The 26,190-nt window shown below is 34.0% G+C and carries 19 protein-coding genes and 1 other RNA gene; 19 read left to right on the plus strand and 1 reads right to left on the minus strand.

Annotated elements, in window-relative coordinates:
- Positions 1-779: 779 nt before the first annotated feature.
- From Q0516_RS03890 to Q0516_RS03980, 19 genes are all read left to right on the plus strand, one after another.
- Positions 780-1,001: a ferrous iron transport protein A gene (locus Q0516_RS03890; RefSeq protein ID WP_257479804.1), complete on the plus strand. Its 222-nt coding sequence runs from the start codon at positions 780-782 to the stop codon at positions 999-1,001.
- Positions 1,002-1,088: 87 nt separating this feature from the next.
- Positions 1,089-3,239: a ferrous iron transport protein B gene (feoB, locus tag Q0516_RS03895; RefSeq protein ID WP_294467722.1), complete on the plus strand. Its 2,151-nt coding sequence runs from the start codon at positions 1,089-1,091 to the stop codon at positions 3,237-3,239.
- Positions 3,232-3,408 carry a FeoB-associated Cys-rich membrane protein gene (locus tag Q0516_RS03900; protein ID WP_294467725.1) on the plus strand — a complete coding sequence of 59 codons (177 nt, stop codon included), beginning with the start codon at positions 3,232-3,234 and terminating at the stop codon, positions 3,406-3,408. Before feoB ends, Q0516_RS03900 begins: the two co-directional genes overlap by 8 nt.
- A 58-nt stretch (positions 3,409-3,466) precedes the next feature.
- Positions 3,467-4,171: an ABC transporter ATP-binding protein gene (locus Q0516_RS03905; protein WP_294467728.1), complete on the plus strand. Its 705-nt coding sequence runs from the start codon at positions 3,467-3,469 to the stop codon at positions 4,169-4,171.
- Positions 4,171-6,468, plus strand: coding sequence for an ABC transporter permease (locus tag Q0516_RS03910; protein WP_294467731.1), 2,298 nt, complete (start codon positions 4,171-4,173; stop codon positions 6,466-6,468). Before Q0516_RS03905 ends, Q0516_RS03910 begins: the two co-directional genes overlap by 1 nt.
- Positions 6,469-6,894: 426 nt before the next feature.
- Complete coding sequence (locus tag Q0516_RS03915) at positions 6,895-7,281, plus strand: transcriptional repressor (protein WP_294467735.1); 387 nt, start codon at positions 6,895-6,897, stop codon at positions 7,279-7,281.
- A gap of 26 nt (positions 7,282-7,307) precedes the next feature.
- Entirely contained in the window at positions 7,308-8,726 is a 1,419-nt protein-coding gene (locus tag Q0516_RS03920; protein ID WP_365945653.1) for a glutamate synthase-related protein, read from the plus strand.
- A 26-nt stretch (positions 8,727-8,752) separates the two neighbouring features.
- The gene (locus tag Q0516_RS03925; RefSeq protein WP_294467738.1) at positions 8,753-9,508 is read left to right on the plus strand and encodes a ZIP family metal transporter; all 756 of its coding nucleotides are present in this window, start codon (positions 8,753-8,755) and stop codon (positions 9,506-9,508) included.
- Between the two features lie 192 nt (positions 9,509-9,700).
- Positions 9,701-10,849, plus strand: coding sequence for a trypsin-like peptidase domain-containing protein (locus Q0516_RS03930; protein WP_294467743.1), 1,149 nt, complete (start codon positions 9,701-9,703; stop codon positions 10,847-10,849).
- 223 nt (positions 10,850-11,072) lie between these two features.
- Positions 11,073-11,753, plus strand: coding sequence for a response regulator transcription factor (locus Q0516_RS03935; protein WP_294467745.1), 681 nt, complete (start codon positions 11,073-11,075; stop codon positions 11,751-11,753).
- Positions 11,737-13,158, plus strand: a complete 1,422-nt coding sequence (locus Q0516_RS03940; protein WP_294467748.1) for a HAMP domain-containing sensor histidine kinase — start codon at positions 11,737-11,739, stop codon at positions 13,156-13,158. Before Q0516_RS03935 ends, Q0516_RS03940 begins: the two co-directional genes overlap by 17 nt.
- A 612-nt stretch (positions 13,159-13,770) precedes the next feature.
- Positions 13,771-14,514: a YebC/PmpR family DNA-binding transcriptional regulator gene (locus Q0516_RS03945; protein ID WP_294467751.1), complete on the plus strand. Its 744-nt coding sequence runs from the start codon at positions 13,771-13,773 to the stop codon at positions 14,512-14,514.
- 226 nt (positions 14,515-14,740) lie between these two features.
- Positions 14,741-15,343, plus strand: a complete 603-nt coding sequence (locus Q0516_RS03950; RefSeq protein ID WP_294467754.1) for a hypothetical protein — start codon at positions 14,741-14,743, stop codon at positions 15,341-15,343.
- A gap of 9 nt (positions 15,344-15,352) precedes the next feature.
- Complete coding sequence (sleB, locus tag Q0516_RS03955; protein ID WP_257479814.1) at positions 15,353-16,045, plus strand: spore cortex-lytic enzyme; 693 nt, start codon at positions 15,353-15,355, stop codon at positions 16,043-16,045.
- A gap of 8 nt (positions 16,046-16,053) precedes the next feature.
- Complete coding sequence (ypeB, locus tag Q0516_RS03960) at positions 16,054-17,379, plus strand: germination protein YpeB (protein WP_294467758.1); 1,326 nt, start codon at positions 16,054-16,056, stop codon at positions 17,377-17,379.
- Positions 17,380-17,422: 43 nt separating this feature from the next.
- Positions 17,423-17,761, plus strand: an RNA gene (gene rnpB, locus Q0516_RS03965) — RNase P RNA component class A.
- 121 nt (positions 17,762-17,882) lie between these two features.
- Positions 17,883-19,640, plus strand: a complete 1,758-nt coding sequence (locus Q0516_RS03970; protein ID WP_294467760.1) for an ABC transporter ATP-binding protein — start codon at positions 17,883-17,885, stop codon at positions 19,638-19,640.
- A gap of 251 nt (positions 19,641-19,891) precedes the next feature.
- On the plus strand, positions 19,892-21,127 hold the full coding sequence (locus Q0516_RS03975) for a hotdog fold thioesterase (protein ID WP_294467764.1): 1,236 nt from the start codon (positions 19,892-19,894) through the stop codon (positions 21,125-21,127).
- 104 nt (positions 21,128-21,231) lie between these two features.
- Entirely contained in the window at positions 21,232-24,990 is a 3,759-nt protein-coding gene (locus Q0516_RS03980) for an efflux RND transporter permease subunit (protein WP_294467767.1), read from the plus strand.
- 38 nt (positions 24,991-25,028) lie between these two features.
- Here Q0516_RS03980 and Q0516_RS03985 read toward each other — a convergent pair whose 3' ends face one another.
- Positions 25,029-25,973 (minus strand): sugar-binding transcriptional regulator, encoded by a 945-nt coding sequence (locus Q0516_RS03985; protein ID WP_257479819.1) that lies wholly within the window; start codon positions 25,971-25,973, stop codon positions 25,029-25,031.
- Between the last annotated feature and the right edge of the window lie 217 nt (positions 25,974-26,190).

The raw sequence follows: 26,190 nt of genomic DNA on the forward strand, positions 1-26,190 counted from the left end.
TTCTTAACTATCTTGTAAAAATATAAATGTTTGAGATTTTATAGGGCGACAGCCCCTATGAGGGAAGTCGCAGACTTCACGAATAGGCACTGCGAGTAAATTAAAAGCGAGGTAACGAATTATATTCTTAACTATCTTGTAAAAATATAAATGTTTGAGATTTTATAGGGCGACAGCCCTTATGAGCAAAACTTTTAGTTTTGCGAATGGGCACTGCGAGTAATAAAAGCAATGTAAATTATAAATAAAACTTGTTTACATTATTGTAAATATTTTTAGATTTATAGGCACTGCTAGTAAATAAATGCGATGTAAAGCGTTAATTTTAAACTAGCTGTAAAAATATAAATGTTAGAAAATAGGTGCTATAATTAATAAATACAGATTAGAATTGGTAAAAATCAATTTTGTAAATGTAAATTTTAACTATATTGGACAGCAGTATTTATGAATAGTCAATGAGAGAAACAGAACTTTAAATCATGTAATTATAAAATGCTTGTTTACAGATATTGTAATTACTGCTGTTTATGATGATGTAGCAAATATTTATTTATAAAAGTTTTTTAAATTTTTAATACCATTAAATATAATTATGGTTGATTTCTTTAAATAAATTTGTTTTAAAGTTTGTAATGATTTTATTATTGCAAACACGATAATCCCGTTAATAAAGGCTTTTAAAAAAATGCTTTTATTATATATTTAAACCAAATGTTTTAATTGGTTTAAACGTTTTTATATTTATTTTAAATTATACGTAAGAAAGGAAATTTAATATGAAAGCATTAAATACTTCAAAATGCGGTTCGACCGTAAAAGTAAAAAAGCTGCACGGTGAGGGTGCGGTTAAAAGAAGAATTATGGATATGGGTATTACAAAAGGCAGTGAGATCTTTATTAGAAAAGTGGCTCCTTTAGGAGATCCTATAGAAGTAAAGATAAGGGGTTATGAGCTTAGTCTCAGGAAAGCTGACGCTAAGATGATAGAAGTAGAATAAGGTTATTTAGACAGAGCTATACTCTGTTAATTTTTAAGATGCATGTTAGTTATAGCTAACAAAAATAAAGTAAGGAGTAATTAGGTTATGATAAAATTAGCACTTGCAGGGAACCCTAACTCGGGAAAAACCACGTTATTTAACGATTTGACCGGAGCCAGTCAATACGTCGGCAATTGGCCCGGTGTAACGGTAGAAAAAAAAGAAGGCAGAGTTAAAGGAGATAAGGATATTCATTTGGTGGATTTACCGGGAATATATTCGCTTTCTCCATATACTCTTGAAGAAGTAGTATCAAGGAATTTCTTAATCAATGAAAAGCCTGATGCAATAATAAATATCGTTGACGCAACGAACTTGGAAAGAAACTTATATTTGACGACACAGCTTGTTGAACTTGGTATTCCCGTTATTATCGCTCTTAATATGATGGATATCATCAAGAAAAAGGGAGAAATTATAAATACCAAAAAGCTTGAAGAACAAATAGGATGTAAAGTTGTTGAAATATCTGCTCTGAAAGGAGAAGGGACAAAAAATCTTATTACAGAAGCTAAAAAAGTGAGCATTGAAAAGAAAAAGATAGATATAAAACATACTTTTGATGTAAAAGTAGAAGGCTCTTTGAGTGAAATCAAAGAAATTATAAAAGGTAAGGTAAAAGAAGATTTACTTCACTGGTATAGCATAAAGCTTTACGAAAGAGATGGAAAAGTTTTAGAAACTATTACTTTGAGTAAAGAAGATAAAAAGAGTATTGAAACTATTATCGAAAAATCCGAAAATGAATTTGATGATGATAGTGAAAGTATCATAACAAACGAAAGATATACATATATTACAAGTATAATCGACAGTTGCTTTAAAAAGAGAAATAATACTTTAATGAGTACCTCCGATAAAATCGACAAGATAGTTACAAACAGAATTTTAGCTATTCCTATATTTGCGATAGTTATGTACTTAGTCTACTACATATCTATTTCAACAGTTGGTACTGCCGGAACTGATTGGGTAAACGATGTTTTATTCGGAGAAAACGGTATCCCCGGTGTGATCGGCAACTTCTTAGCCAGTGTAGGTGCTGCACAGTGGCTGCAATCATTGATACTTGACGGTATCGTAGGCGGTGTAGGTGCCGTACTTGGCTTCCTTCCTCAAATGTTGGTATTGTTTTTATGTTTAGCGATCTTGGAAGATTGTGGATACATGGCACGTGTTGCATTTATCATGGATAGGATATTTAGAAAGTTCGGTCTTTCAGGAAAATCTTTTATTCCTATGCTTATAGGTACAGGCTGCGGAGTTCCCGGAGTTATGGCAAGCAGGACTATAGAAAACGAAAGAGACAGAAAAATCACGATAATGACAACTACTTTCATACCTTGTTCTGCGAAACTTCCTATTATCGCTTTGATTGCAGGGGCATTATTCCCGGGAGCGACTTGGGTAGGTCCTTCGGCTTATTTCCTTGGTATTGCCGCAATAGTATGCTCGGGAATAGTCCTTAAAAAGACGAGACGTTTTGCGGGAGATCCTGCTCCCTTTGTAATGGAGCTTCCCGCATATCATATACCGGGTGCGAAAAGTGTACTTATCCATATGTGGGACAGAGCTAAATCTTTCGTTAAAAAAGCCGGAACGATCATTTTCCTAGCATGCGCACTAATTTGGTTCTTGCAAAGTTTCGGTTTCGAAAACGGTTCTTTCGGAATGGTAGAAATGGATAACAGTTTACTTAAATCAATCGGAAGCTTAATAGCTCCTCTATTTGCTCCTCTTGGATTTGGAGACTGGAAAGCTGCTGTTGCTACCGTAACGGGTTTAATAGCCAAAGAAAATGTCGTTGGTACTTTCGGTATCCTTTACGGATTTGCTGAAGTAGCCGAAGACGGTGCAGAAATTTGGACTAATGTTGCCGCTGCATTCACACCTCTTGCAGCATATGCATTCTTAGCATTCAACTTATTATCAGCTCCTTGCTTTGCTGCAATCGGTGCAATGCACAGAGAATTCGGTAACGGAAAATGGACATTATTTGCTGTTATATATCAATGTCTGCTTGCTTACTGCACAGGTTTATCAATATATCAAATAGGAATGTTCGTAACAGGTCATGGATTTACAATACTTACCGCTGTAGCTTTCTTAGTTGTAATTGGTTTTATTTACCTCCTTTTTAAACCATATAGCGAAAAATATGACTTATCAGGAAAAGAGGCGCTTTTAAATGCTTAACTTCATTTTAAATAATATGGCAACGATAATAATAACATTAATACTTTTGGCAGTTGGATATATTGCTGTAAAATCATTATTTAAAAGTCATAAAAACGGAAGCAGCATCGGCTGCGGAAATGACTGCAGTCACTGCGGACATTGTGCGAGTATACAAGATAAAAAATAATTAGCATAGAAACAGACTGCATTTTATTGCAGTCTGTTTTTCTTATATGGAGGGAATAATGAAAAAACTTATTAAATTTAACCATGTTTCAAAAATATATGATATGGGAGACCATGAATTATTTGCACTTAATGATGCAAATTTTTCTATTAATGAAGGAGAATTTGTCGTTATTTTAGGTCCTTCCGGTGCCGGTAAATCTACACTTCTTAATTTGCTTGGGGGATTGGATAAGGTAAGCAAAGGAAGTATCACCGTCGGGAATAAGGATATATCTAATTTAAACGATAATGAACTCAGTGATTACAGAGCAGAATATGTAGGCTTCGTTTTTCAGTTTTATAATCTTATTTTTACGCTTACGGTCCTTGAAAATGTAAATTTGATAAAAGATATTGTAAAGAATAAAATGCCGGCTAAAAAGATACTTCATAAAGTAGGTCTTTCCGATCATCTTGATAAATTCCCCAGCGAACTTTCCGGAGGTGAACAGCAAAGAGTATCCATTGCAAGGGCGGTCATGAAAGATCCCGCTATGCTTTTATGCGATGAACCTACGGGAGCTCTCGACAGCGAAACGGGAAAAATAGTTTTAAAACTTTTGCAGGATCTAAGTATATATAATAAAAAGACAGTAATAATCGTTACTCATAACCAGGATATAGCTAAGGCGGCAGATAAAATAATCAAGGTCAAAAATGGAAAGATAACCGATATCATAAAGAACGAAAAACCTCTTAAAATAAGTGAGGTAGATTTATAATGTTACTTAAAAAGATGTTCAGAGATATTTTTAAACATAAATTTCAGTTTATATCTATCTTTATAATGGCTTTTTTAGGTGTTTTTGTGTATTCCGGAATAGGCGGAGAATGGGTAGGTCTTAGGGATTTAAGAAATGATTACTATAATGAAACCAATTTGGCAGATGCCTTTATATATGGAAATGATTTTTCAAAAAAAGATATCAAGAACATAGAAAAATTAAATAGTGTTAAAAGTGCCGAGAGAAGACTCCTTTTAAATGTAAAGGGAAAGATGAAAGACAGTCCCGATATAGATTTATATTTCTTGGAAAATAATGATATATCTAAAATGTATCTTGTAAAAGGTGAAAAGTTTTCAGGGGATAAAAAAGGTGTATGGATAGATAAAAGATTTGCAGATGCAAGAAATCTTGATGTAGGAGATACGATCAAGCTTAAATATAACAATGGAATTAGCTTTACCATAAAGGAAAAGATAAAAGGGATAGTATACTCTTCTGAATATGTTTATATTGATAACGGAGAAAGTATTGCACCCGACTTTTATAAAAACGGTTATGCCTTTGTATCTTATAAAGAATTTCCTTATAAAGATTATTTATCCTATAACCAGTTGATCGTTGATAAGGATGATAAGTGTACAAGTAAAGAAAAATCCGCATTTGAAAGCGATATAAAGGATAAGCTTGATGATAAGGCAAATGTATTTATTAACCAAAAGGATAATTTAAGTGTTTCAACCTTTGATAGCGAGATAGAGCAGCATAGAGCTATGGGAGAAATATTTCCTCCTGTATTTATCCTTGTAGCTGTACTTACACTGCTTACCACTATGACAAGGCTTATAAGTTCTCAAAGAGTTCAAATAGGTACATTAAAAGCACTGGGATTTAGAAAGAAGAAAATATTATTTCATTATCTCTCTTACGGATTTGTCATTTCATTGGTAGGTGCTCTTCTCGGTGCTGTTCTTGGACCTATAACCATCCCGAGATTATTCTATCCTTCGATGTCCGGTTTTTATACTCTTCCAAAATGGGAACCGAGCTTTGATATAAGTTTTTATATAGTTGCAGTCTCATCTGTTGTTTTTCTAACTATTGCGTCTTATATAGCGTGCAGAGGAGTTTTGAATGAAAATGCTGTCGAAATATTAAAACCTAAAGCTCCCAAAGGGGTCAAGCATAATATATTTGAAAAGAGCAGACTATGGAATAAATTAAGTTTTAATGTCAAATGGAACATAAGAGATATAAGCAGGAACAAGATAAGGTCACTAATGACGGTAATCGGTGTTCTCGGATGTTCTGCACTATTAGTATGTGCCTTTGGCATGAAGGATGCGATGAACGACTTAAAGGAATGGCAGTATGATAAATTAATCAACTATCAAAGTAAAATAGTGCTTAAAGATGATGTGAAAACATCAGATATGAATAAGCTTTTAGATAAAGTTAACGGTAAAAAAGTAATGGAAAGCGGAGTTGAAATTAAAGCCGGTAAGATAAAGAAGAACTCAACTTTAGTTGCAGCCGAAAAAACTGATATGCTTGAAATAAGTGATATTGACGGCGATATAATGAAAATGCCTGAAAATGGTATAGTCATGACACAAAAGCTTATGGATAGCTTGGGACTAAAAAAAGGTGATAACTTTAAATGGAAAGTTTACGGAGAAGATACGTGGAATACGTCTGTTATAAAAGAAGTAAACCGTGAGCCGAGTATCCAAGGTATCAGAATGAGTATAAAAACATTAAAATCTTACGATATAGATTTTAAAACAAGTTATATTATTACAAACGAAAATAATATAAAGAATGACAGTAAAATCATCGATGGCATACAAAATGTTAAAGATATGTCCAAAGACTGGGATGCACTTACCGAGAATATGATGTTAATGGTATATATCCTTATCTTAATGGCTTCAATTTTGGCTGTGGTAGTCATTTATAATTTAAGTATATTGACATTTAACGAAATCGAAAGAGATTTTGCAACTTTAAAAATAGTAGGATTTAAAAGTAAGTATTTAAGAAAAATATTCTTAACTCAAAATCTTTTCTTGACTTTTGTAGGATATTTAATCGGTATTCCTCTGGGAAAATGGATTTTGGATGTGATGATAGAAATGTCGGGAGATAGTATGGATATGATAAGTGTACTTCATTTTCCTAATTTGGTGATTTCATTTATAATAACGTTCATTCTTTCAATATCGATCAACTTGGTATTTTCCAGAATAATAAAGAATGTTGATATGGTCAAATCACTTAAGGGTGTTGAATAGTTTTAATTAAACAGTAAAATTAATATTGATTTTAAATTTATTGTAACTATTACTGACGTCTAGGAATTAAAAAGGATAAAATATAAAAAACAGACTATATTATAATGCAGTCTGTTTTTTATTGTGTAAAAAATGGTAGAAAGACAATTAATTTTAATTATAAGATAATGTGTAGGTTTTTATCTTTTTTTTGTGCTATAAAATCTATAATCTACAAGATAATTTTTTCTTTTTTAATACATAATTTACTAAAATGATAATTATTAATTATTTATATCATTAAAATCAAAGTTATCAAATAAAATAGGATTGAATAAAACCTTTCAATATAATATCATAGAGAGGAAGAAATTATCTTTCTCTTTTTTTAATAATAAGAATAATTGCTATTTTAAACGTTTTACAATATAATGGGAGTATATAATAATGGAAAATACCAGAAATACGATTCAAAAGAAAATAATATTTAATACATTAAAATCTATGAAAGAACATCCTTCCGCACAGGAAGTATATGAAAAGGTACATGAAAAACACTCTACAATAAGCAGAGCAACCGTATTCAGGGTTTTAAACAATCTAGCGTCTTTAGGACATTTAAATCGACTCAGAATGCCTGATATGCCTGATTTGTACGACTATAAGACGACAGGGCACTATCATATAAAATGCAGAGAATGCGGTGAAATAAAAAACGTGGAAATTGAGTTCGTAAAGGATATAGATAAAGAAGTCGAAAAGGGCAGCGGGTATAAAATATTAAATCACAATCTTGTATTCGAGGGTATTTGTCAAAATTGTCAAAAGATGTAGATAAAAAATAATAAAGGAGGATTATCATGGTTTATAAATGCAGCGTTTGCGGTTATATTTACGACGAAGAAAAAGAAAGTAAACCCTTCAGTGAATTAAAAGAGTGTCCCGTTTGTAAACATCCAGCCAGCGTATTTGTCAAAGTTGAAGAAAATATAAATGAAAAAGATAATAAAAAAGTCAAAGAAAAAAACAAAAAAATGTATAATGTAAAAAGTGATTCTCTCGAATACGAAAGTGAATTCAAAAGAACGGATGATACTTGTCGGTATATGGCTCAAATTCATGAAATGGCAGTAAGCGGGAAGCCTATTATTGAAGCAATGGGAACGAAAATGAATATGCCGGGATTTGATGATATATTGTTTTTAGGTGCACAGCTTAATCCCATGCCTTTAGATGAACATGCTTTCGTCAGAACGACTACCGTAATAGGGAAAAATGCTAAAAGACCTATGATTTTGAATAATCCTGTGTATATTTCTCATATGTCATTTGGAGCACTGTCAAAGGAAATCAAAGTCGCTCTTTCCAAAGGAAGTGCTATGGCGAAAAGTGCCATGTGTTCCGGGGAAGGCGGGATATTAAAAGAAGAAATGGAAGCAGCGGATAAGTATATTTTTGAATATGTTCCAAATAAATATAGTGTGACCGATGAAAATTTAAAAAATGCAGATGCGATTGAAATAAAAATAGGTCAGGGGACCAAACCCGGAATGGGCGGACATCTCCCTGGAGGAAAAGTTACTCCAGAAATTGCCAAAGTAAGAAACAAACCTCTTGGTAAAGATATAATAAGTCCTTCCAAATTTGAGGGGATAAATACAAAAGAGGATTTGAAAAATCTTGTCGAAGAACTTAGGACAAGGTCTGACGGAAGACCTGTAGGTATAAAAATTGCTGCGGGAAGAATCGAAAGGGATTTGGAATACATAGTTTATGCGGGAGCTGATTTTGTAACTATTGACGGAAGAGGCGGTGCAACGGGAGCAAGCCCGAGAATAGTAAGAGATTCTACAAGCGTTCCGACTATTTATGCTTTATACAGAGCGAGAAAATATCTTGACAGTGTAAAATCCGATATGGAACTTGTCATTACCGGAGGACTTAGAGTGTCTTCCGATTTTGCAAAGGCAATTGCAATGGGTGCAGATGCGGTTGCTATAGCTTCTGCCGGATTAATGGCGGCAGCTTGTCAGCAGTATAGGATTTGCGGAAGCGGTAACTGTCCTCTAGGCATTGCTACCCAAGATCCTGAACTCAGGAAAAGACTTAAAATAGATAAAAGCAGTAAGAGAGTTGCCAATTTCTTGAATTGCTCTTTGGAAGAAATTAAGACTTTTGCCAGGATAACAGGACATGATGATATTCATGATATGAACGTAGATGATTTATGCACTATAAACAGAGAAATCTCTGAATTTACAAACATACCTCACGCATAGCTAAATAATTTGTAAAGGATGATAGTATGAACCTTGTCATAATAACAGCTCTCGGTGTAGGCGGTGCGACCGTTGTGGGAGCTTTAATAGGATTTTTATTCAAAGGTATTTCTCATAAATTCAGTGATGTGGTCCTCGGTTTTGCTGCGGGTATAATGCTTGCGGCAAGTATGATAGGACTTATTATCCCCTCTATCGAAAGCGGAGGGAATCATGGTGTATGGATAAGTGTACTCGGTATTCTGATCGGTGCATTATTTCTGGATTTTGCGGATAAGCTCACACCTCATCTTCATAGGCTCACCGGAATGGACAGGGAAAAACACAGCGGGAATTCAAAGATAAATAAAGTTATGTTATTTGTTCTTGCAATAGCTATTCATAACCTTCCCGAAGGAATGGCTGCGGGAGTGGGGTTCGGAAGCGATAATATAGGAAATGCGATGATAGTTGCCATTGGTATCGCTCTTCAAAATATCCCCGAGGGTATGGTCATAATATCTCCTATGTTACTCAGCGGAGTGAGTAAAAAGAGGACTCTTATTATCGCTTCTTTGACGGGAGTAATAGAAGTCATCGGGACTTTTATAGGTTATTTCCTCGCTGATATATCAGGTACGGTGCTTCCTTTTTTGCTCGCGTTTGCGGGCGGGACTATGCTTTATATAATAAGCGATGAAATGATACCCGAGACACATTCTCACGGATTTGAAAAATACGCTACTTATTCCTTACTCGTTGGGTTTATAGTTATGCTTATAATGGATTTTTATATATCTTAAGCGTGAAAAAAAAAAGGACAAATTATTATTTGTTCTTTTTTATGTGACAGTACAGTGAAAAAATTAAAGCCTTTTTATTGTTTACTTTTCAAAAATTAGTTCATAAAGGTTTAATACCAATTCATACCTCCTTCATAGGTTTTTCACATATCAAGCATATACTTTATGTAAAGAAACGAGGAGGACATAATCATGGATAATAATATAGATAATGTAAATAAATCAGATAAAAAGAGAAGGACTGCGATTTTTGCTTTGATAGTAGCGGCTATGATGATAACTTCCACAGTCCTCGGATTTGTGGGAGGATTTGCGGCAAATAAATTTTTAGGCTCCAATAAAGCCGACGGGGTCACAACGACAAGTATCCCCGTAGCTTCAACCACTTCAACTGACGGCGGGAACATGAATGTTTCAAACGTAGTAAAATCCGTTAAGAACAGCGTTGTTTCCATAGAGTGTGAAAGTCAGAGCCAATCACAAGTAAATCCTTTATATGATAACGGTAATTCAACTTCAAAATCAGCCGGAAGCGGCGTTATAGTTACGACTGACGGATATATAGTGACAAATAATCACGTTGTTGACGGGGCAAGTAAGATAACCGTTAAGACCGCCGATGAAAAAAGCTACACAGCTAAACTTGTAGGTACGGACAGTGAAACGGATATAGCGATAATAAAGATAGAAGCAAAGGGTCTTAAGAGTGCTGCTTTCGGAAAATCATCCACACTTGAAGTAGGTGATGAAATAGTTGCCATAGGAAATCCTTTGGGTGAACTTTCCGGTACAGTAACAAATGGTATCGTGTCTGCATTAAGTAGAGAAGTAACGATTGAAAATGAAACAATGAACCTTATTCAAACGAATGCTTCCATAAACTCAGGTAACTCCGGCGGAGGACTGTTTGATAAAAACGGATTGTTGGTTGGTGTTGTAAATGCAAAAGCCGCAGGAAACAATGTTGAAGGTATAGGCTTTGCAATCCCTATTGATACAGCCAAAAATGTGATCGAGCAGATAATGGACTACGGATATGTAAAAGGAAGAGTTACAAGCGGACTTACTTTAATAGATATACTGGATGAAAATACTGCAAGACAGTATAGTGTAAATGAGTTGGGAGTTTATATTTACAGTGTAGCGGATGGTTCAAATGCTGAAAAAGCTGGATTAAAGTCAGGTTACATCGTTAAGTCGGTAAACGGTACTAAAGTTGAAAGTGCAAGTGACTTTAAGTCCGTTATCAAAAAATTAAAAGTCGGTGATAAAATCAAAGTAACCGTATCAAACGGTATGAGTGAGGGTAGTGTGGAGTACAAATTAAGTGAAAAAAAGTAGTATAATAAAACAGGAACAATTCAAAAGTGCTTCACAGAAAATACACAAACCTTTGGTAATATTACATTGTAAGCAAAATGCTTATGGATAGTGAGTTGTACTTGTACAACGAACAATTCCCTCTTTTAAAAATATGTAATCTAATATTACCGGTGCTTTGGCACCGGTAATATTAGTATATAGGATAAATTTGTGGTATAATATATAAAAATAGGAGGTAATTATGCCAAGAATATTAATTGTTGATGATGAACCTAAGATTGCAGAACTTATAAATAAATACGCTACTTTCGAGGGTTATGATACCGTGGAAGTCAACGACGGGATGAAAGCCATTGAAATATGCAAGGTCGAAGATTTCGATATCATAATAATGGATATCATGATGCCGGAGCTTGACGGATTTTCTGCCGTAAGAGAAATAAGAAAAACTAAAGATACTCCTGTTATTATGTTATCCGCAAGAGGAGAAGAATACGATAGGATACACGGATTTGAAGTCGGTGCGGATGACTATGTCGTAAAACCTTTTTCTCCCAAAGAGTTGATGATGAGAGTAGAGGCAATACTTAAAAGGACTCAAAATAAATCGGATAAAGATAAAGAAAATATAATAAATATCGACGGGATAAACATTGATCTTGCCGCAAGGATTTTAAGGATAGACGGTAATATCGTTAGTTTAACTCCAAAAGAATATGACTTACTGACATTTTTAATAGAAAATCAGGGAATAGCCTTATCCAGAGAAAAAATTATTTCAACAGTTTGGGGATATGATTATTACGGAGACGACAGAACTTTAGATACTCATATCAAACTACTCAGAAAAAATTTAGGTCCTTATTCCAATAGGATCGTTACTCTAAGAGGAGTAGGTTATAGATTTGAAAAAGAAGAATGATTTAAGTCTTAAATTTGAGATGTTTAAATTCTTTGCTATCTTTATAGCCGTAGCACTTATACTACTATGGCTGTTTCAGATAGTGTTTTTGGGCACCTCTTATAAATTGATTAAGACCAGAGAAATTAAATCCTCAGCCAATAAAATCGTTCAGAATTTTAACGACGATTATATTGAACAAATTGCTATGTCCAAAGATTTTTGTGTCTTGATAATGGACAGCGCGGGAAATAATGTTTTTTCTATTAAGACTACACCACGGTGTACCATTCATAAGTTATCCGCCGAAGGTATAAATTATTATATTAACAAAGCTATGGAAAACGGCGGAGAGTATTTGGAAAAGTCGGCTTTAAGAAGAGACGATAAGGAATATAGATTTGGTAATATAATTTTTTCAAAGCCTGAAAGTATAGTGTATACGAGAATAGTGAATGTGGGAGACAGCTTCTATGTAATGATGCTGGATTCTAATATTTCGCCTATTGATGCTACGGTAAGTACTCTGAGAGAACAACTTTTATGGATTACGTTAATTTTGGTTATTCTTGCCGGACTTCTTGCCTTTGCTATTTCAAAGAAAATTGCTTCTCCTATAGAGAAAGTAACGAAAAAGGCGAAAAAGCTGGCAAAAGGGGAATATGAACCGGAAGATTTCGATGGAGGCTATAAAGAAATCAACGAACTTGTAAATACGTTGAATTATGCGGCAGTTGAAATCGATAAGAATGAAGAATACAGAAGAGAACTTATTGCAAATGTATCTCATGACCTTAGGACTCCTCTTACCATGATAATCGGATATAGTGAAATGATAAGGGATTATCCGGAACAGGCTGAAGCAGAAAATATCCAAACCATTATAGACGAGGCGAAAAGGTTAAATAGTTTAGTTAATGATACATTGGATTTTGCTAAGTATGAATCAGGGGCGATAGAGCTAAATAAGAAAGAATTTAGTTTGACCAAGGAAATCGGAGATATTATAGATAGATTTTCAACATTTACCGATTATAATATTGTATTCAATCATGATGAAGATATTATGGTAAATGCGGATGAACTTCAAATATCTCAAGTTATATATAATCTTCTTACAAATGCAATCAACTATACCGGTGATGATAAACTTATAACTATAAATCAAATAGTTAATGAGGGAAAAGTAAAAATCGAAATAATCGATACCGGGGAAGGGATTGCGGAAGATAAGCTTCCTGATATTTGGCAAAGATACTATAAGATAGATAAGACTCATAAAAGATCTATTGTTGGAAGCGGTCTTGGTCTTTCCATTGTTAAGACGATACTGTTAAGACACTCTGCTGAGTTCGGAGTTAAGAGTAAAATCGGAGAAGGAAGTACATTCTGGTTTGAACTTGATATTTTAGATAATAAGGAATAAGCTAAGCTTATTCCTTTTATTTTGTTTTGATTAAATATAAGATAACAGAAAAAAGAAAATAATTGAAAATATTAGAGTTTATAATAATACAACTGTAATTATTTTGAGTAATGTATTATTTATAAACTTTATAAATATTTTATTTCTTTATAGTCATGGGAATTATATTAAGTAATGGAGAGTGTAAATGTATTAAACTTATGGCTTTAAAAAGAGTGGTTAATTGTATATGACTTTGAGGTAATGTAAGTTTTTTTGATATGAAGGATTTATTATTAACATATGGTTATAACCCTTTTATCATTAATTTTGAAAGTAAAAAATATAAGGATATATAGGAGGAAAGTATCAATCTTGATATTATGATAAAAGCTTAGTGAAAAATTATTTAAAGGAAATTCTCAAGTTTGTTTTAATAAATTTAGTTAAGATGATAAATATATAAAGTTTATTGTTGTTTTGATTTTAAAGGAAGTGATTTTCTTTCAAAATACCTAATGGAACTAAAAATAATGATAAAATGCCGGAAATCGATATAACTATATCCTAATTTATTGAATAAACCAATACTTTATGATATAATATATGGCAGTAAATTTACGGAGGGATAATATGTCAGGACATTCAAAATGGTCAACAATTAAACATAAAAAAGCGAAAACAGACGCTCAAAAAGGTAAAATATATACAAAAATGGCGAAACTGATCGCCGTGGCAGCAAGAGAAGGGGGAGCAGACCCTGATTTAAATGCTAAGCTTAAAGATGCTATTGCAAAGGCTAAATCTAATAATATGCCTAACGATAACATCGACAGAGCTATAAAAAAAGGTGCCGGAGAACTCGGTAACAGTGTATTCGAAGAAATTACTTACGAAGGTTACGGTATCGGGGGCGTTGCAGTCATAGTAGAAGCTCTTACAGATAATAAAAACAGGACTGCCGGAGATGTCAGATATTACTTTGATAAGAACGGCGGAAACTTAGGAACAAGCGGATGTGTTTCTTTCATGTTTGAAAAAAAAGGTACTATACTTGTAGATAATGACGGAAATGTAGATGAAGAAGAACTTATGATGATTGCTTTAGACAGCGGTGCAGAAGATTTCGACGTTAGTGATGACGGGTTTGAAATTACAACCACACCTGAAACTTTTTCAAAAGTTTGTGATGCTTTGGAGGAAAATGGGATTAAAACCGCTTCTGCCGGTGTCGAAATGGTTCCAAGTAACTATACCAAGCTTGAAGATGAAGCACAAATCAAGAAATTTGAAAAAATGCTTGAGATGTTCGAAGATAACGATGATGTTCAGGATGTATATCATAATGCGGAATTTCCTGATGATTACGAAGGATAATTAAAATATATATATTATAAAATCAAAGAGTCTTAATTAAGGCTCTTTTTTATTTCAAAATAACTTTTAATATTATTTATTTCTTAAATGTTTAGTTTCCTTATTTAAGTTAATAATTTATTTACTTTGTATATAGTTTTTCATTCAAGATATCTATGTGTATAAAATTTCCCAATATGGTTAAAATATGAAATAATCAAATATCCACAAAGGAAGTAATGTGATTATGAAGAATTTAAACTTAAAATATTTGAAAGAAAAGATTTTTAATAAAAAGAATTTGCCTATACTTATATGCGTTATGTGTATGGGGTTAAGTGTCACGTTGGCAGCCTGTTCTATGGAGCATGACAGTGACCCAAAAGCCGAGACTAAGAGTAATGAATACGAAGATGTAAAAAGTTCTGTTCAAAAAGCAAAAACCACAGAAAATACTAAAGTCACTTTTAAGAGGTATTATACGAAGACTCAAAGTATAAAGGAAGAAACATCAATGATCGATTCGGATAAAATCGGACTTGGCGAAGAAGAGTTTGGGGCTAAGTATGAAAGTTATACCATAGAGAGTTTTTCTGCCGATAACGTAGTTCTTATCAAAGATATAGACTCTTATCCAAAGGGCTATTATAAAATCACTGCTCTTAAGGATAACGAAGATGAATTCATAGCGGTATATGAATATGATAATGACGGAAAAGAAAAACTGATTGAGGTAACCGAAACGCCTCTTGAACTTCTTGACAGTGATACCATAAAAGAGATAAAAGAAGGTATTGTTGTTGAAGGAAGAGATAAGTTATATACAGTTTTACAAAATTATGCTGAGTAAGGAGAAAATATGAAAAAGAAAAGTAAGATTATTTTATTTTTAGTTTGTATAGCTTTCAGTGCAAGTATTATTTTAGTTAATATTTATGCTGCGAATTATGTTTATTACGGTTCGCCTGCTGCGCATGTTAAGCCTGTACAGGAAAAATTAAAAAGATGGGGATATTACGACGGAAGTGTCGACGGGAAATTTGGTGCGGCTACGGAAAAAGCCGTCAAGTATTTCCAAAAGAAAAACGGACTTACGCAGGACGGGAAAGCAGGAAAGAGTACTTTGGAAAAGATGGGATTATATAATTTACTTTCATCTTCCAGCAGTACTTCCACGGGTTCGTCTTCGTCATCTACCAATTCAAATGATATCAATTTGATTGCGAGAGCCGTTAACGGTGAAGCAAGAGGAGAGCCTTATGAAGGTCAGGTCGCCGTTGCCGCGGTTATATTGAATCGTGTCAAGTCTTCATCTTTCCCAAACAGTGTGAGCGGTGTTGTTTATCAAAACGGTGCCTTTGATGCCGTTGCAGACGGACAAGTAAATCTATCGCCTAATGCTTCTTGTGTAAAAGCTGCAAAAGATGCAATGAACGGCTGGGACCCTTCGGGAGGAGCGATTTATTATTACAATCCAAAGACTGCGACCAATAAATGGATTAGAACCAGACCTATCATAAGAACGATAGGCAATCATGTATTTTGTAAGTAGGTGAAGAAATGAAGAAAAATATATTAATCGGATTTTTACTTGTAGTTGTAGTTACTTTAGGTGTGTTTTCTTATACCGGAACCAAAGCAAGCGGGAGCTTGGAGACTACTGTTACCAATAATTATGAAAAGAGCTTGTCTTCGCTTTTAGAAAGCTTTGAACAGATGAACTCCAGACTATCAAAGCTTTCTGTGAGTAATGATGATAAATTCATAAAAAAAGAATTAGTTAATTTGTATGGACTGAATCTATCAATAAATGAAAATATCAACTCTCTTCCTATAAACCATTCTGCAGTGGTTGAAGCCAGTAAATTTTTAAATAAGACCACAAACTATTATTATTCTTTAATAACATCAAACAAAAAAATAACGTCTGAAAATAAAGACGATATCAAGAATATATATACTGCCAGTGATAAAATATTTAAAAGCTTAGATGAAATGAATAATGAGATCAGATACAGTAAAGACGGATACAACTGGATAAAGAACAGCAATGTATTTATGGCTGATACAAGTACAAAGATAGATAACAGTTTTAAAGCTACCAATGAAGAAATCAATGAATATCCTACATTAATATTCGACGGACCTTTCTCGGATTCTATAAAGACCGATGAAAAGATAAAAGTAGGCAGTAAAAATATTACCAAAGAAGAAGGTCTTGAAACTGTAAGGAAATATATAGGTTCTAAAGCCGAAGTAAGTTATGATTCTTTCGATAACAGCAATATTGAGTGTTATGTTTATAAATATAACTTAAATGATGTTTCTTATTATGTTTATGTAAGTAAAAGCGGCGGCAAAATAATAACTGTCAACAGTAATTATCTTGCGGATGAAAATTCAAACAGAGCTATTGATATCAAAGAAGCCATATCTATAGGTAAAAAACATCTTGATAGTATGGGTATAAAAAATATGGAAGAAAACTACTATGAAACGGATTCAAATGTAGTTACCGTAAATTACGCTTATAATAAAGACGGCGTTACTTGTTATCCGGATTTGGTAAAAGTTAAAATAAGTTTGGTTAATAAAAGCATTGTAGGTATAGAAGCAACAAATTACTATACTAATCATAAACAAAGAAATATAAATAAAAAAATATTAAGCGTAAAAAATGCAAGAAATAAAATAAGCAAAGACTTTAAAATAACAAAAGAAAGACTTGCAATCATCCCAACAGAAACAAACAGCGAAAAATTATGCTATGAATTTAAAGGGACAAAGGATAAAGAAACATTTATTATTTATATAAATGCAAAAACCGGAGATGAAGAAAATATCCTAAAAGTTGTAGAGGCAGATGACAGCATTTTAACAATGTAATATTTTGTTGAAAAAAGTATTTAAAGATGATATAATTAGCCGAAAAGCAAGTCGTTTGATCGCTTTTATTAAAGAGGAAAGTCCGAGCTCCATAGGGCAATAGTGCCGGTTAACGGCCGGTTAGGGTAACCTAAAGGAAAGTGCAACAGAAAGGAAACCGCCCGCAAGGGTAAGGGTGAAAGGGTGAGGTAAGAGCTCACAGTTAGGTAGGTAACTATCTAGACGTGTAAACCCCACTAGGAGCAAGACCAAAAAAGAACTAGGCTTTTGCCGGTCGGCTGCCCGCTGACGGTTCGTGGTAGGTCGCTTGAACTTATTGGCAACAATAAGTCTAGATAGATGATCATTAAAACAGAACTCGGCTTATGAACTTGCTTATAATAAAAGTACCTATGGTGCTTTTATTTTTTTATGTTTACATTTATACTTAATTGATAATAAATAATAATTAATGTATAATGATGTAGATTTATTACTTAAGACTAACATGAAAGGAGGACAACATGTCAATATTTAAAAAATTTATAAATTACTATAAACCATATAAAAAGTTATTTTACTTCGATATGTTTTGTGCGATCATAGTTTCGATAGTGGATTTGGCTTTCCCTCAGATACTTAAATATCTGACCAACGGACTTTTCACAGAAGGGGCAAGTGTGATAGTAAAGTATATCGGTATAGTTGCAATACTGATGTTTATTATGTATATAATAAGGACGTACTGTGAGTATTTTATAACTTCATGGGGACACATCATGGGGGCAAACATGGAAAGCAACATGCGGCAGGATTTATTTGACCAATATCAAAGGCTTTCATTTTCTTATTATGACCAAAATAATACCGGGGATATGATGTCGAAACTTGTTTCCGACCTATTTGATATCTCGGAACTTGCACATCACGGTCCGGAAAATATATTTATCTCCACCTTTAAAATCGTGGGTTCGTTTATATTTTTAGCGTTCATAAGTATCCCTCTTACTATGATTTTAATTGTTATAACAATAGCAATGCTCGTTTTCTGTTTGATTTTAAACAGGAAAATGCAGGCTACATTTACCGATAACAGAAAGAAAATCGCAGGCGTGAATTCTGCTGTTCAGGATAGTTTGTCGGGGATAAGGGTAGTAAAATCATTTGCTAACGAAGATATAGAACATGAAAAATTTGATTACAGTAATATGATGTTCTTAAATTCAAAGACTGCTCAGTATAAAATGATGGGTAAATATCATGCAGGTACATCGTTTTTTAAAGGGCTTTTATACCTAGCGATAATCGTATGCGGCGGACTGTTTGTAGCTTACGGAAAAATGAATGTTGCTGACCTTGCGGTTTATGCTTTATATATAGGTATATTTATTACTCCCGTAGAAGTTCTCATTAACTTTACCGAGCAGTTTCAAAAAGGATATGCGGGTTTTAAGCGTTTCTTGGATGTTATAGAATTAAATCCGGATATAGTTGATAAAAATGATGCAGACGAGCTTAAAAACGTAGGCGGAAATATTGATTTTAATAATGTTTCATTCTCTTATGAAGAGGGAAGCAAAGTTCTCAGTAATATCAATATACACATCGAAAATGGAAAGACCGTTGCTTTGGTCGGACCTTCCGGGGGAGGAAAAACGACTCTATGTTCCTTGATACCGAGATTTTATGACGTAGATAAAGGCGAGATACTTATAGATGGACAAAACATCAAAGACGTTACGCTAAAATCCCTCAGAAGCTCTATCGGTGTCGTTCAGCAGGATGTATATATGTTCGGCGGAAGCATCAAGGATAATATCGCTTACGGTAAACCCGGTGCCACCGACGAAGAAATAATCGAAGCTGCTAAAAATGCAAATATCCATGATTTTATTATGGAATTAGAAGACGGATATGATACTTACGTTGGGGAGAGAGGTACCAGACTTTCCGGAGGACAAAAACAGAGGATCTCTATCGCCAGAGTATTTCTTAAAAATCCTGAGATACTGATACTTGATGAAGCGACTTCCGCTCTGGATAATGAAAGCGAAAGACATATTCAATTATCTCTTGAAAAACTATCTAAGGACAGGACTACCATAGTAATAGCTCATAGATTAAGTACGATAAAAAATGCTGATGAGATAATAGTAATAGTAAACGGAAGGACTACCGAGAGAGGTAATCATAAAGACTTGATAAATAAAAACGGTCTGTATGCAAAATATTACAATATGCAGTTTGAAGGACTTGAAAAATTTGATATTTATGAAGATTAAAAGGACAGCTTATTGCTGTCTTTTTTATTATTTAATATATAAATATTGTTTGGTTTTTATATGATAGATTACAAATTTATTATTTATAATTATATTTAATGCTTAAAAGGTTGTTTAAGTTTGAACTAATATTAAAAGGCTGTAAAAATAAGGCGTTAAGTGATATACTTGATTTTATAAAAATTCATTAATTTATAAATTATTTTAATATATAATTAATAAAAAAAAGATATAAAAAAGAGGTCATTGTTTTGATTAGAGATTTACTTTTAGAAACTTACGGAAAATATTTAGGCGGAGATTTAGTTGATACGGTCCTTTCAAAGAATGAAGTCATGGTACACGCCTGCGGAAAAATAGACGGATACGAATATACAAATTCTGTTGACGCATTAGAACATTCATTAAAAAAAGGCGGCAGATATATCGAAGTGGATTTATCACTTACAAAAGATGAAAGAGTCGTTTGTGTGCATAAATGGGATAAAAACACCTTCGGAAGACTTGGGATAGCTTATCGCACAGAGGGGCTAAGTTATGATGAATTCATGAATTTTAAGTATTATAATAAGTATTCCACTATGGATTTAAAAACCATTATAGACTATTTAAAAAAATACGAAGATTTATATGTAATGCTTGATGTAACTAAAAATTTAGATGATGAAGATACAACAAAGATATATGAGCTGATCGTAAATGGATTTAAAGAAAATAAAGAATTATTTAAAAGAGTTGTAATCGAAGGCGGGAGTATAGAAATGTTTGAAGCCATAAATTCCATATATGATTTCCCCAACAAACATTATTATCTGACCGGAAAAGTCATAAATGAAGAAAGTATAGATGAAATACTTGAATACATAAAAAATGACGGACATTTTGTGGGTGTAAGTTCTCATAAAAAAAATGTAAGAGTAGATATAATAAGAAAGGTTCATGAACTGGGTATCCCTTATATAACATATCCGATAACTGAACCTGATGAGGCTTTAAAATATTTTAATTTCGGAGTGGATATAGTTTGTTCATCGGAACTTACCAAAGAAAATTTATTAAAAGAAATAGAAAATATGTCTCATGAGGACAAAGTGAGATTATTCTTTGAAAAGGATGTATATGCAGTAGATACTACGGGGGCTTATATAGTAAGTATTTCGGAAGATGAAGCCAGATGTGGAATGAAAGTCGAACATAAGCATATAAACGGTTCGGGTATAGTACAAGGCGGGGCTTTGTTTACCCTAGCGGACTTTGCATTCGGCGTCCTTGCAGATTCGAAAGGTCATCCTCAGGTCTCTGTAAGTAATACTATTTCATATTTAAGACCCGGAGAATTAGGGGATACTCTTACCGCTGTGGCAAAAGTTGTTTCAACTGGAAATAAGATTTGTTTCTATAAAGTCGATATATATAATCAGGATAGTAAACATTTGGCAACAATGGACGTTACGGGGTATATTAAAAACGTTAAAATATTAAAATAGTATTTTTTATTTATTGTTTTGATTATCAAAATGCTTTATAATAATAGCCAATATAGTTGATAGAGAAAGTCAGCTTTATTGGCTATTTAGCTTGGGAGGAAATTATGTCAAAATTTAGCGTAAAAAAGCCTTTAACGATTTTTGTTGCAGTTATCGGGATTATAATATTAGGTATCGTTTCATTTACCGAGATGACTCCTGATTTGCTTCCGAATATAAACATGCCTTATGCGGTGGTAATGACTTCGTATTCCGGAGCAAGTCCCGAAACCGTTGAAAGCGTCGTCACAAAACCTTTGGAAAAAGGGATTGCAACAACGGAAGGTCTTAAAAATATAACATCGACTTCAAATGAGAATTACTCACTTGTAATGCTTGAATTCAATGATGATGTGAATATGGATTCCACTGTTGTAGATTTGAGAGATAAGATATCCATGGTCGAAGGATATTGGCCCGAAGAAGTCAGTACTCCTTATATATTAAAAATGAACCCTAATATGATGCCTGTTATGGTAAGTACGGTAAGCATGAAAGGGGAAGATACTAAGGCTTTGTCATCTATGCTTGAGGAGAAGGTTATACCTGCTCTTGAGGGTACTGACGGTGTAGCAAGTGTATCTACGAATGGTATGCTTGAAGACAGTATAAGCGTGGTATTGAGTGATAAAAAGATAAAAGATGTAAATAAGAAAATCACAAATGCCGTAAGCGACCAATTTGCTTCGGGAGAAAGCCAGCTTGCCAGCGGTAAAACTAAGATCGCCAGCGGAGAAAAAGCTATCAATACTCAAATAAAAGAGCTGAACAGTAAGCTTAAGATGCTAAAATCTTCTAAAACCCAACTGGAAAAATTACAAGACACCATAACGGAACTTGAAGATAAAAAGACCGAACTTGATTTGACAGTAACGACTTTAAGTGCAATAGATCAGAGTATCAAAGAACTTGAAAATTCTCTTAAAACCACAGACCCAAACAGTGAAGAATATAAGACTATCGTCGCAAGTTTAGCTGCTATAGATAAACAGCTCGCGAATATGGGACTTAAGAGAAGCGATGTTTCAAAGAGTCTTGCACAGGCGAAAGCCGGACAGAAGCAGATAGATCAGGCTTTAAATAAAATAGATAAAAATTTAAAAAAGGGCGGAGCGACCAGAAACAATTTATCGAGTAAGATAAAAGAAATAGATAATGGTATAAATTCCATAAATGCAGCTCTTCCTCAGTTATCGGCACAGCTATTATCCCTACAAAGCGGTAAAAAAGAAATAGCAAGCGGAGAAAGCGAACTTCAGGCGGCTAAAAAAAGTGCTTTGGATAAAATCGATATGTCTAAGACCCTGACTAAGGATATGATTTCGGGGATACTTACGGCTCAGAACTTTTCTATGCCCGCTGGATATGTTACCGAAGACGGAGTGGATTATCTTGTTAGAGTCGGAGATAAATTCAAGAGTGTAAATGAACTTAAAAATGTAACTATAATGGATATGGGTATCGACGGATTAAAACCTATAAAATTAAGCGATGTTGCTGATGTTATGGTAAGCGATAATTCCGATGTCACCTATGCTAAAATCAATGGTCAGGATGGGGTTTTATTATCTTTTTCAAAACAGTCGGACTATTCGACAACGGATGTAGCGGATAATATAAATAAAAAATTTGAACAGCTGTCAAAGGATAATCCTAAACTAGAATTCGTTCCTTTGATGGATCAGGGGGATTATATCCATATAATCGTTAATTCAGTGTTGAATAACTTGGTGGTCGGTTCAATCCTGGCTATCCTTATTCTTATACTTTTCTTAAAGGATATAAAGCCGACTGCTATCATTGCGGTATCAATTCCATTGAGTGTTCTCTTTGCAATAGTGCTGATGTATTTTTCGGGAATAACCTTAAATGTTATTTCACTGTCGGGTCTTGCCGTCGGGGTAGGTATGCTGGTGGATAACTCGGTAGTAGTAATTGAAAATATATATAGGCTCAGAAGCAAAGGTTACAGTGTAATAAAAGCTTCGGTATCGGGAGCCGTGCAGGTTGCCGGAGCGATAACTTCTTCAACCCTTACTACTATTTGTGTGTTCCTTCCAATAGTATTCGTAAAAGGTATAACGAAGCAGTTATTTACCGATATGGCCCTTACGATAGGATATTCCTTAATGGCGAGTTTGATAGTTGCACTGACTTTAGTTCCGGCAATGTCATCTAAGATGTTTAAAAAGACAAAAGATATAAAGCATCCTTTCTTTGATAAAATGTTAAATAAATATAAAACCACTATCAGCTGGGCTTTAGACCATAAAATCATAGTTATAGGTGTAGCAGTGGGAACGCTTGTACTAAGTTTTGTCCTTATAGGCTTCAGAGGTTTCAGTTTTATGCCCGAAGTCGATAGTGCTCAGATATCGGTGGAAATGGAAATGCCTAAAGATGCGGTTCTTGAAGATACGGTTAAGACTTCAGATAAAGCAATAAGCGCCATCCAAAAGATCAAAGGTGTGAAAACCGTGGGAGCTATGCTTGCTTCCAGTGATGCTACGGGTATGTCCGGCATGGCTGGAATAAATACCAACAGCTCCAATAAAGTTTCTATGTATGTTCTTGTTGACGAAGAAGCTGATGTAACGGGAAAGGAAGTTGCGGATAGTATAGAGAAACTATCAGACAGCCTAAACTGCGAAATAAAAGCCTCTGGTTCATCTTCTATGAGTGAAGCGTCTTCTGCTTTGGGCGGAAGCGGTGTAAGTCTAAAAATATACGCGGACGATCTGGATACTCTCCAGACTACCGCAAAATCTGTTGGAAGTAAAATAAAAGGCATTGAAGGGATAGATGAAGTAGATAACGGAGTCATGGAAACTACTCCCGAAATAAAGGTAACCGTAGATAAAGCTAAAGCGATGAAGTACAATCTAACGGTGGCGCAGGTTTATGAAAAGCTATCTACACTTCTTACAAAACAAAAGATTTCTACCTCTCTTACACTTAACGGTGAGGATTATGATGTAGTCATTAAAAATAATAACCAAGATAAAATAAACAGAAAATATGTAGAGAACTATAAAGTTCCTTATTCAAAGTCAGACGGAAGTGAGTCAAGCGTTAAGCTTGAAAAGATAGCTACAGTAGATTCTGCAACCAGTCTCAATGCTATTGCAAGAGATAACCAGAAAAGGTATATAACCGTATCCGCCACATTAAAAGACGGATATAATGTAAGTCTTGTTACAAACGATGTAAAAAGCACATTGAAAGATTTTGCCCTTCCTTACGGAAGCAGTATAGAATACAGCGGTGAAAATGAAACTATTATGGAATCTATGGGTCAACTTGTTAAGATGATGTTACTTGCAATAATAATCATTTATTTGATTATGGTCGCTCAGTTCCAATCTCTGTTATCTCCGTTTATAGTAATGTTTACGATACCTCTTGCTTTTACCGGAGGTGCACTTGCATTATTTATAGCGGGAATGGAAATAAGCGTCATATCAATGGTAGGATTTGTAATGCTTGCGGGTATTATCGTTAATAACGGTATAGTGCTTATTGACTATATAAATCAGATAAGAGCAGAAGGGATGAAAAAGAGAGACGCTATAATAGACGGCGGGATGACAAGGATGAGACCTATATTGATGACGGCTCTTACTACTATTTTGGGGCTTTCAGCAATGGCTCTCGGTATAGGAACAGGTTCCGAAATGATGCAGCCTGTAGCCATAGTTTGTGTAGGCGGGCTGATTTATGCAACGTTTATGACTCTTTATGTAATTCCTGTACTATATGATATTTTTAATAAGAAAGATATAAGTGTTATAAGTGACGAAGATTTGGAAATAATTGATGATTAATAAAAAAAAGAGATAGATTATTCTATCTCTTTTTTATTCTAATGTGTCATTATATAATCTGCGGTGTCTTTATCTATTACCAGAGTATCTATATATTTACCTTTCAGAGCGGCTAGGATAGCTTCGTGTTTATCTTCTCCTCCGGTAATACAAACTACATTTTTACTTCTTTTTATGGAGTCGATATCTATTGCCATTACTCTGTTGTTAAAGTCACAGTCAATTTTGTTTCCGTCTTTATCGAAGTAATTTAGGCAAATATTTCCTACAGCGCCTTTTTCTTTCAATTCATTGTAATCTCTTGGATTTAAAAATTGCTGTTGTTCTTTTAGTGACGAAGTTGAGTTTGCCATCAATCCCACACTTCCGAGGATTATATCGCAGTAGTTAAATAACGAAAACAGTTTTTTTAGACTTTCTTCCTGCATCAATGTATCTTTTGTTTCTTTGCTGGATACGAAAGTCGGGGCAAACATGTAATAAGCTTTAGCGTCTATTTTTTCGGCGAAGTTTTTTGTGATATCATTTGTAAGCCTGGTGTCTCCGAGATTGTTTAGGCTTCCTACGAGTTGAAGAGCTTTTATGTTCTTATACTTTCCTTTCAAAACCGGAAAGTAATTTACAGTGTTATAAATTGTTCTTCCCCAAGATATACCTATAGTCAGATTATCCTCAAGCAAATCCATCACAAGTTCCACTCCCGCTCTGCCTAAAGAATGGAAAATATCCTCATCTTCCTGAGGCTGAGCGACCATAACTCTCTTTAATGAAAACTTTTTTTCTATTTCGGATTCTAAGTTTATCAGATATTCTTCGTAACCTTTGATATTTATGTCAACGATTCCAAGTTCTCTGCTCTTTTTTAGGAGTCTGTTTACTCTTTGCCTTGACATATGTAACCTTTGTGCAATCTCACTTTGAGTCAATTCTTGTTTATAATAGTAGTATGCTATCTTAGTTAGTATCTTTTCTTCAACCGCCATAACGACCTCCGTAACAAATGTTATTTTACGATATTATATCACAAATTGAGCAAATGTGCCAATATTTTTTATGAAAAAGTTTCAGCTTTGTATGTAAATACATATTTCGGTTGAGTTTTTACCTATATTGATTTACAATATAAACATGAAAACTATGTTTTAATTTTATTATGTAAACGAAAAACATAGAAATATGTTGCGACAATGCAATATAAAA

This window comes from uncultured Anaerofustis sp., from assembly GCF_938029165.1.
Taxonomy (GTDB): Bacteria; Bacillota; Clostridia; order Eubacteriales; family Anaerofustaceae; genus Anaerofustis.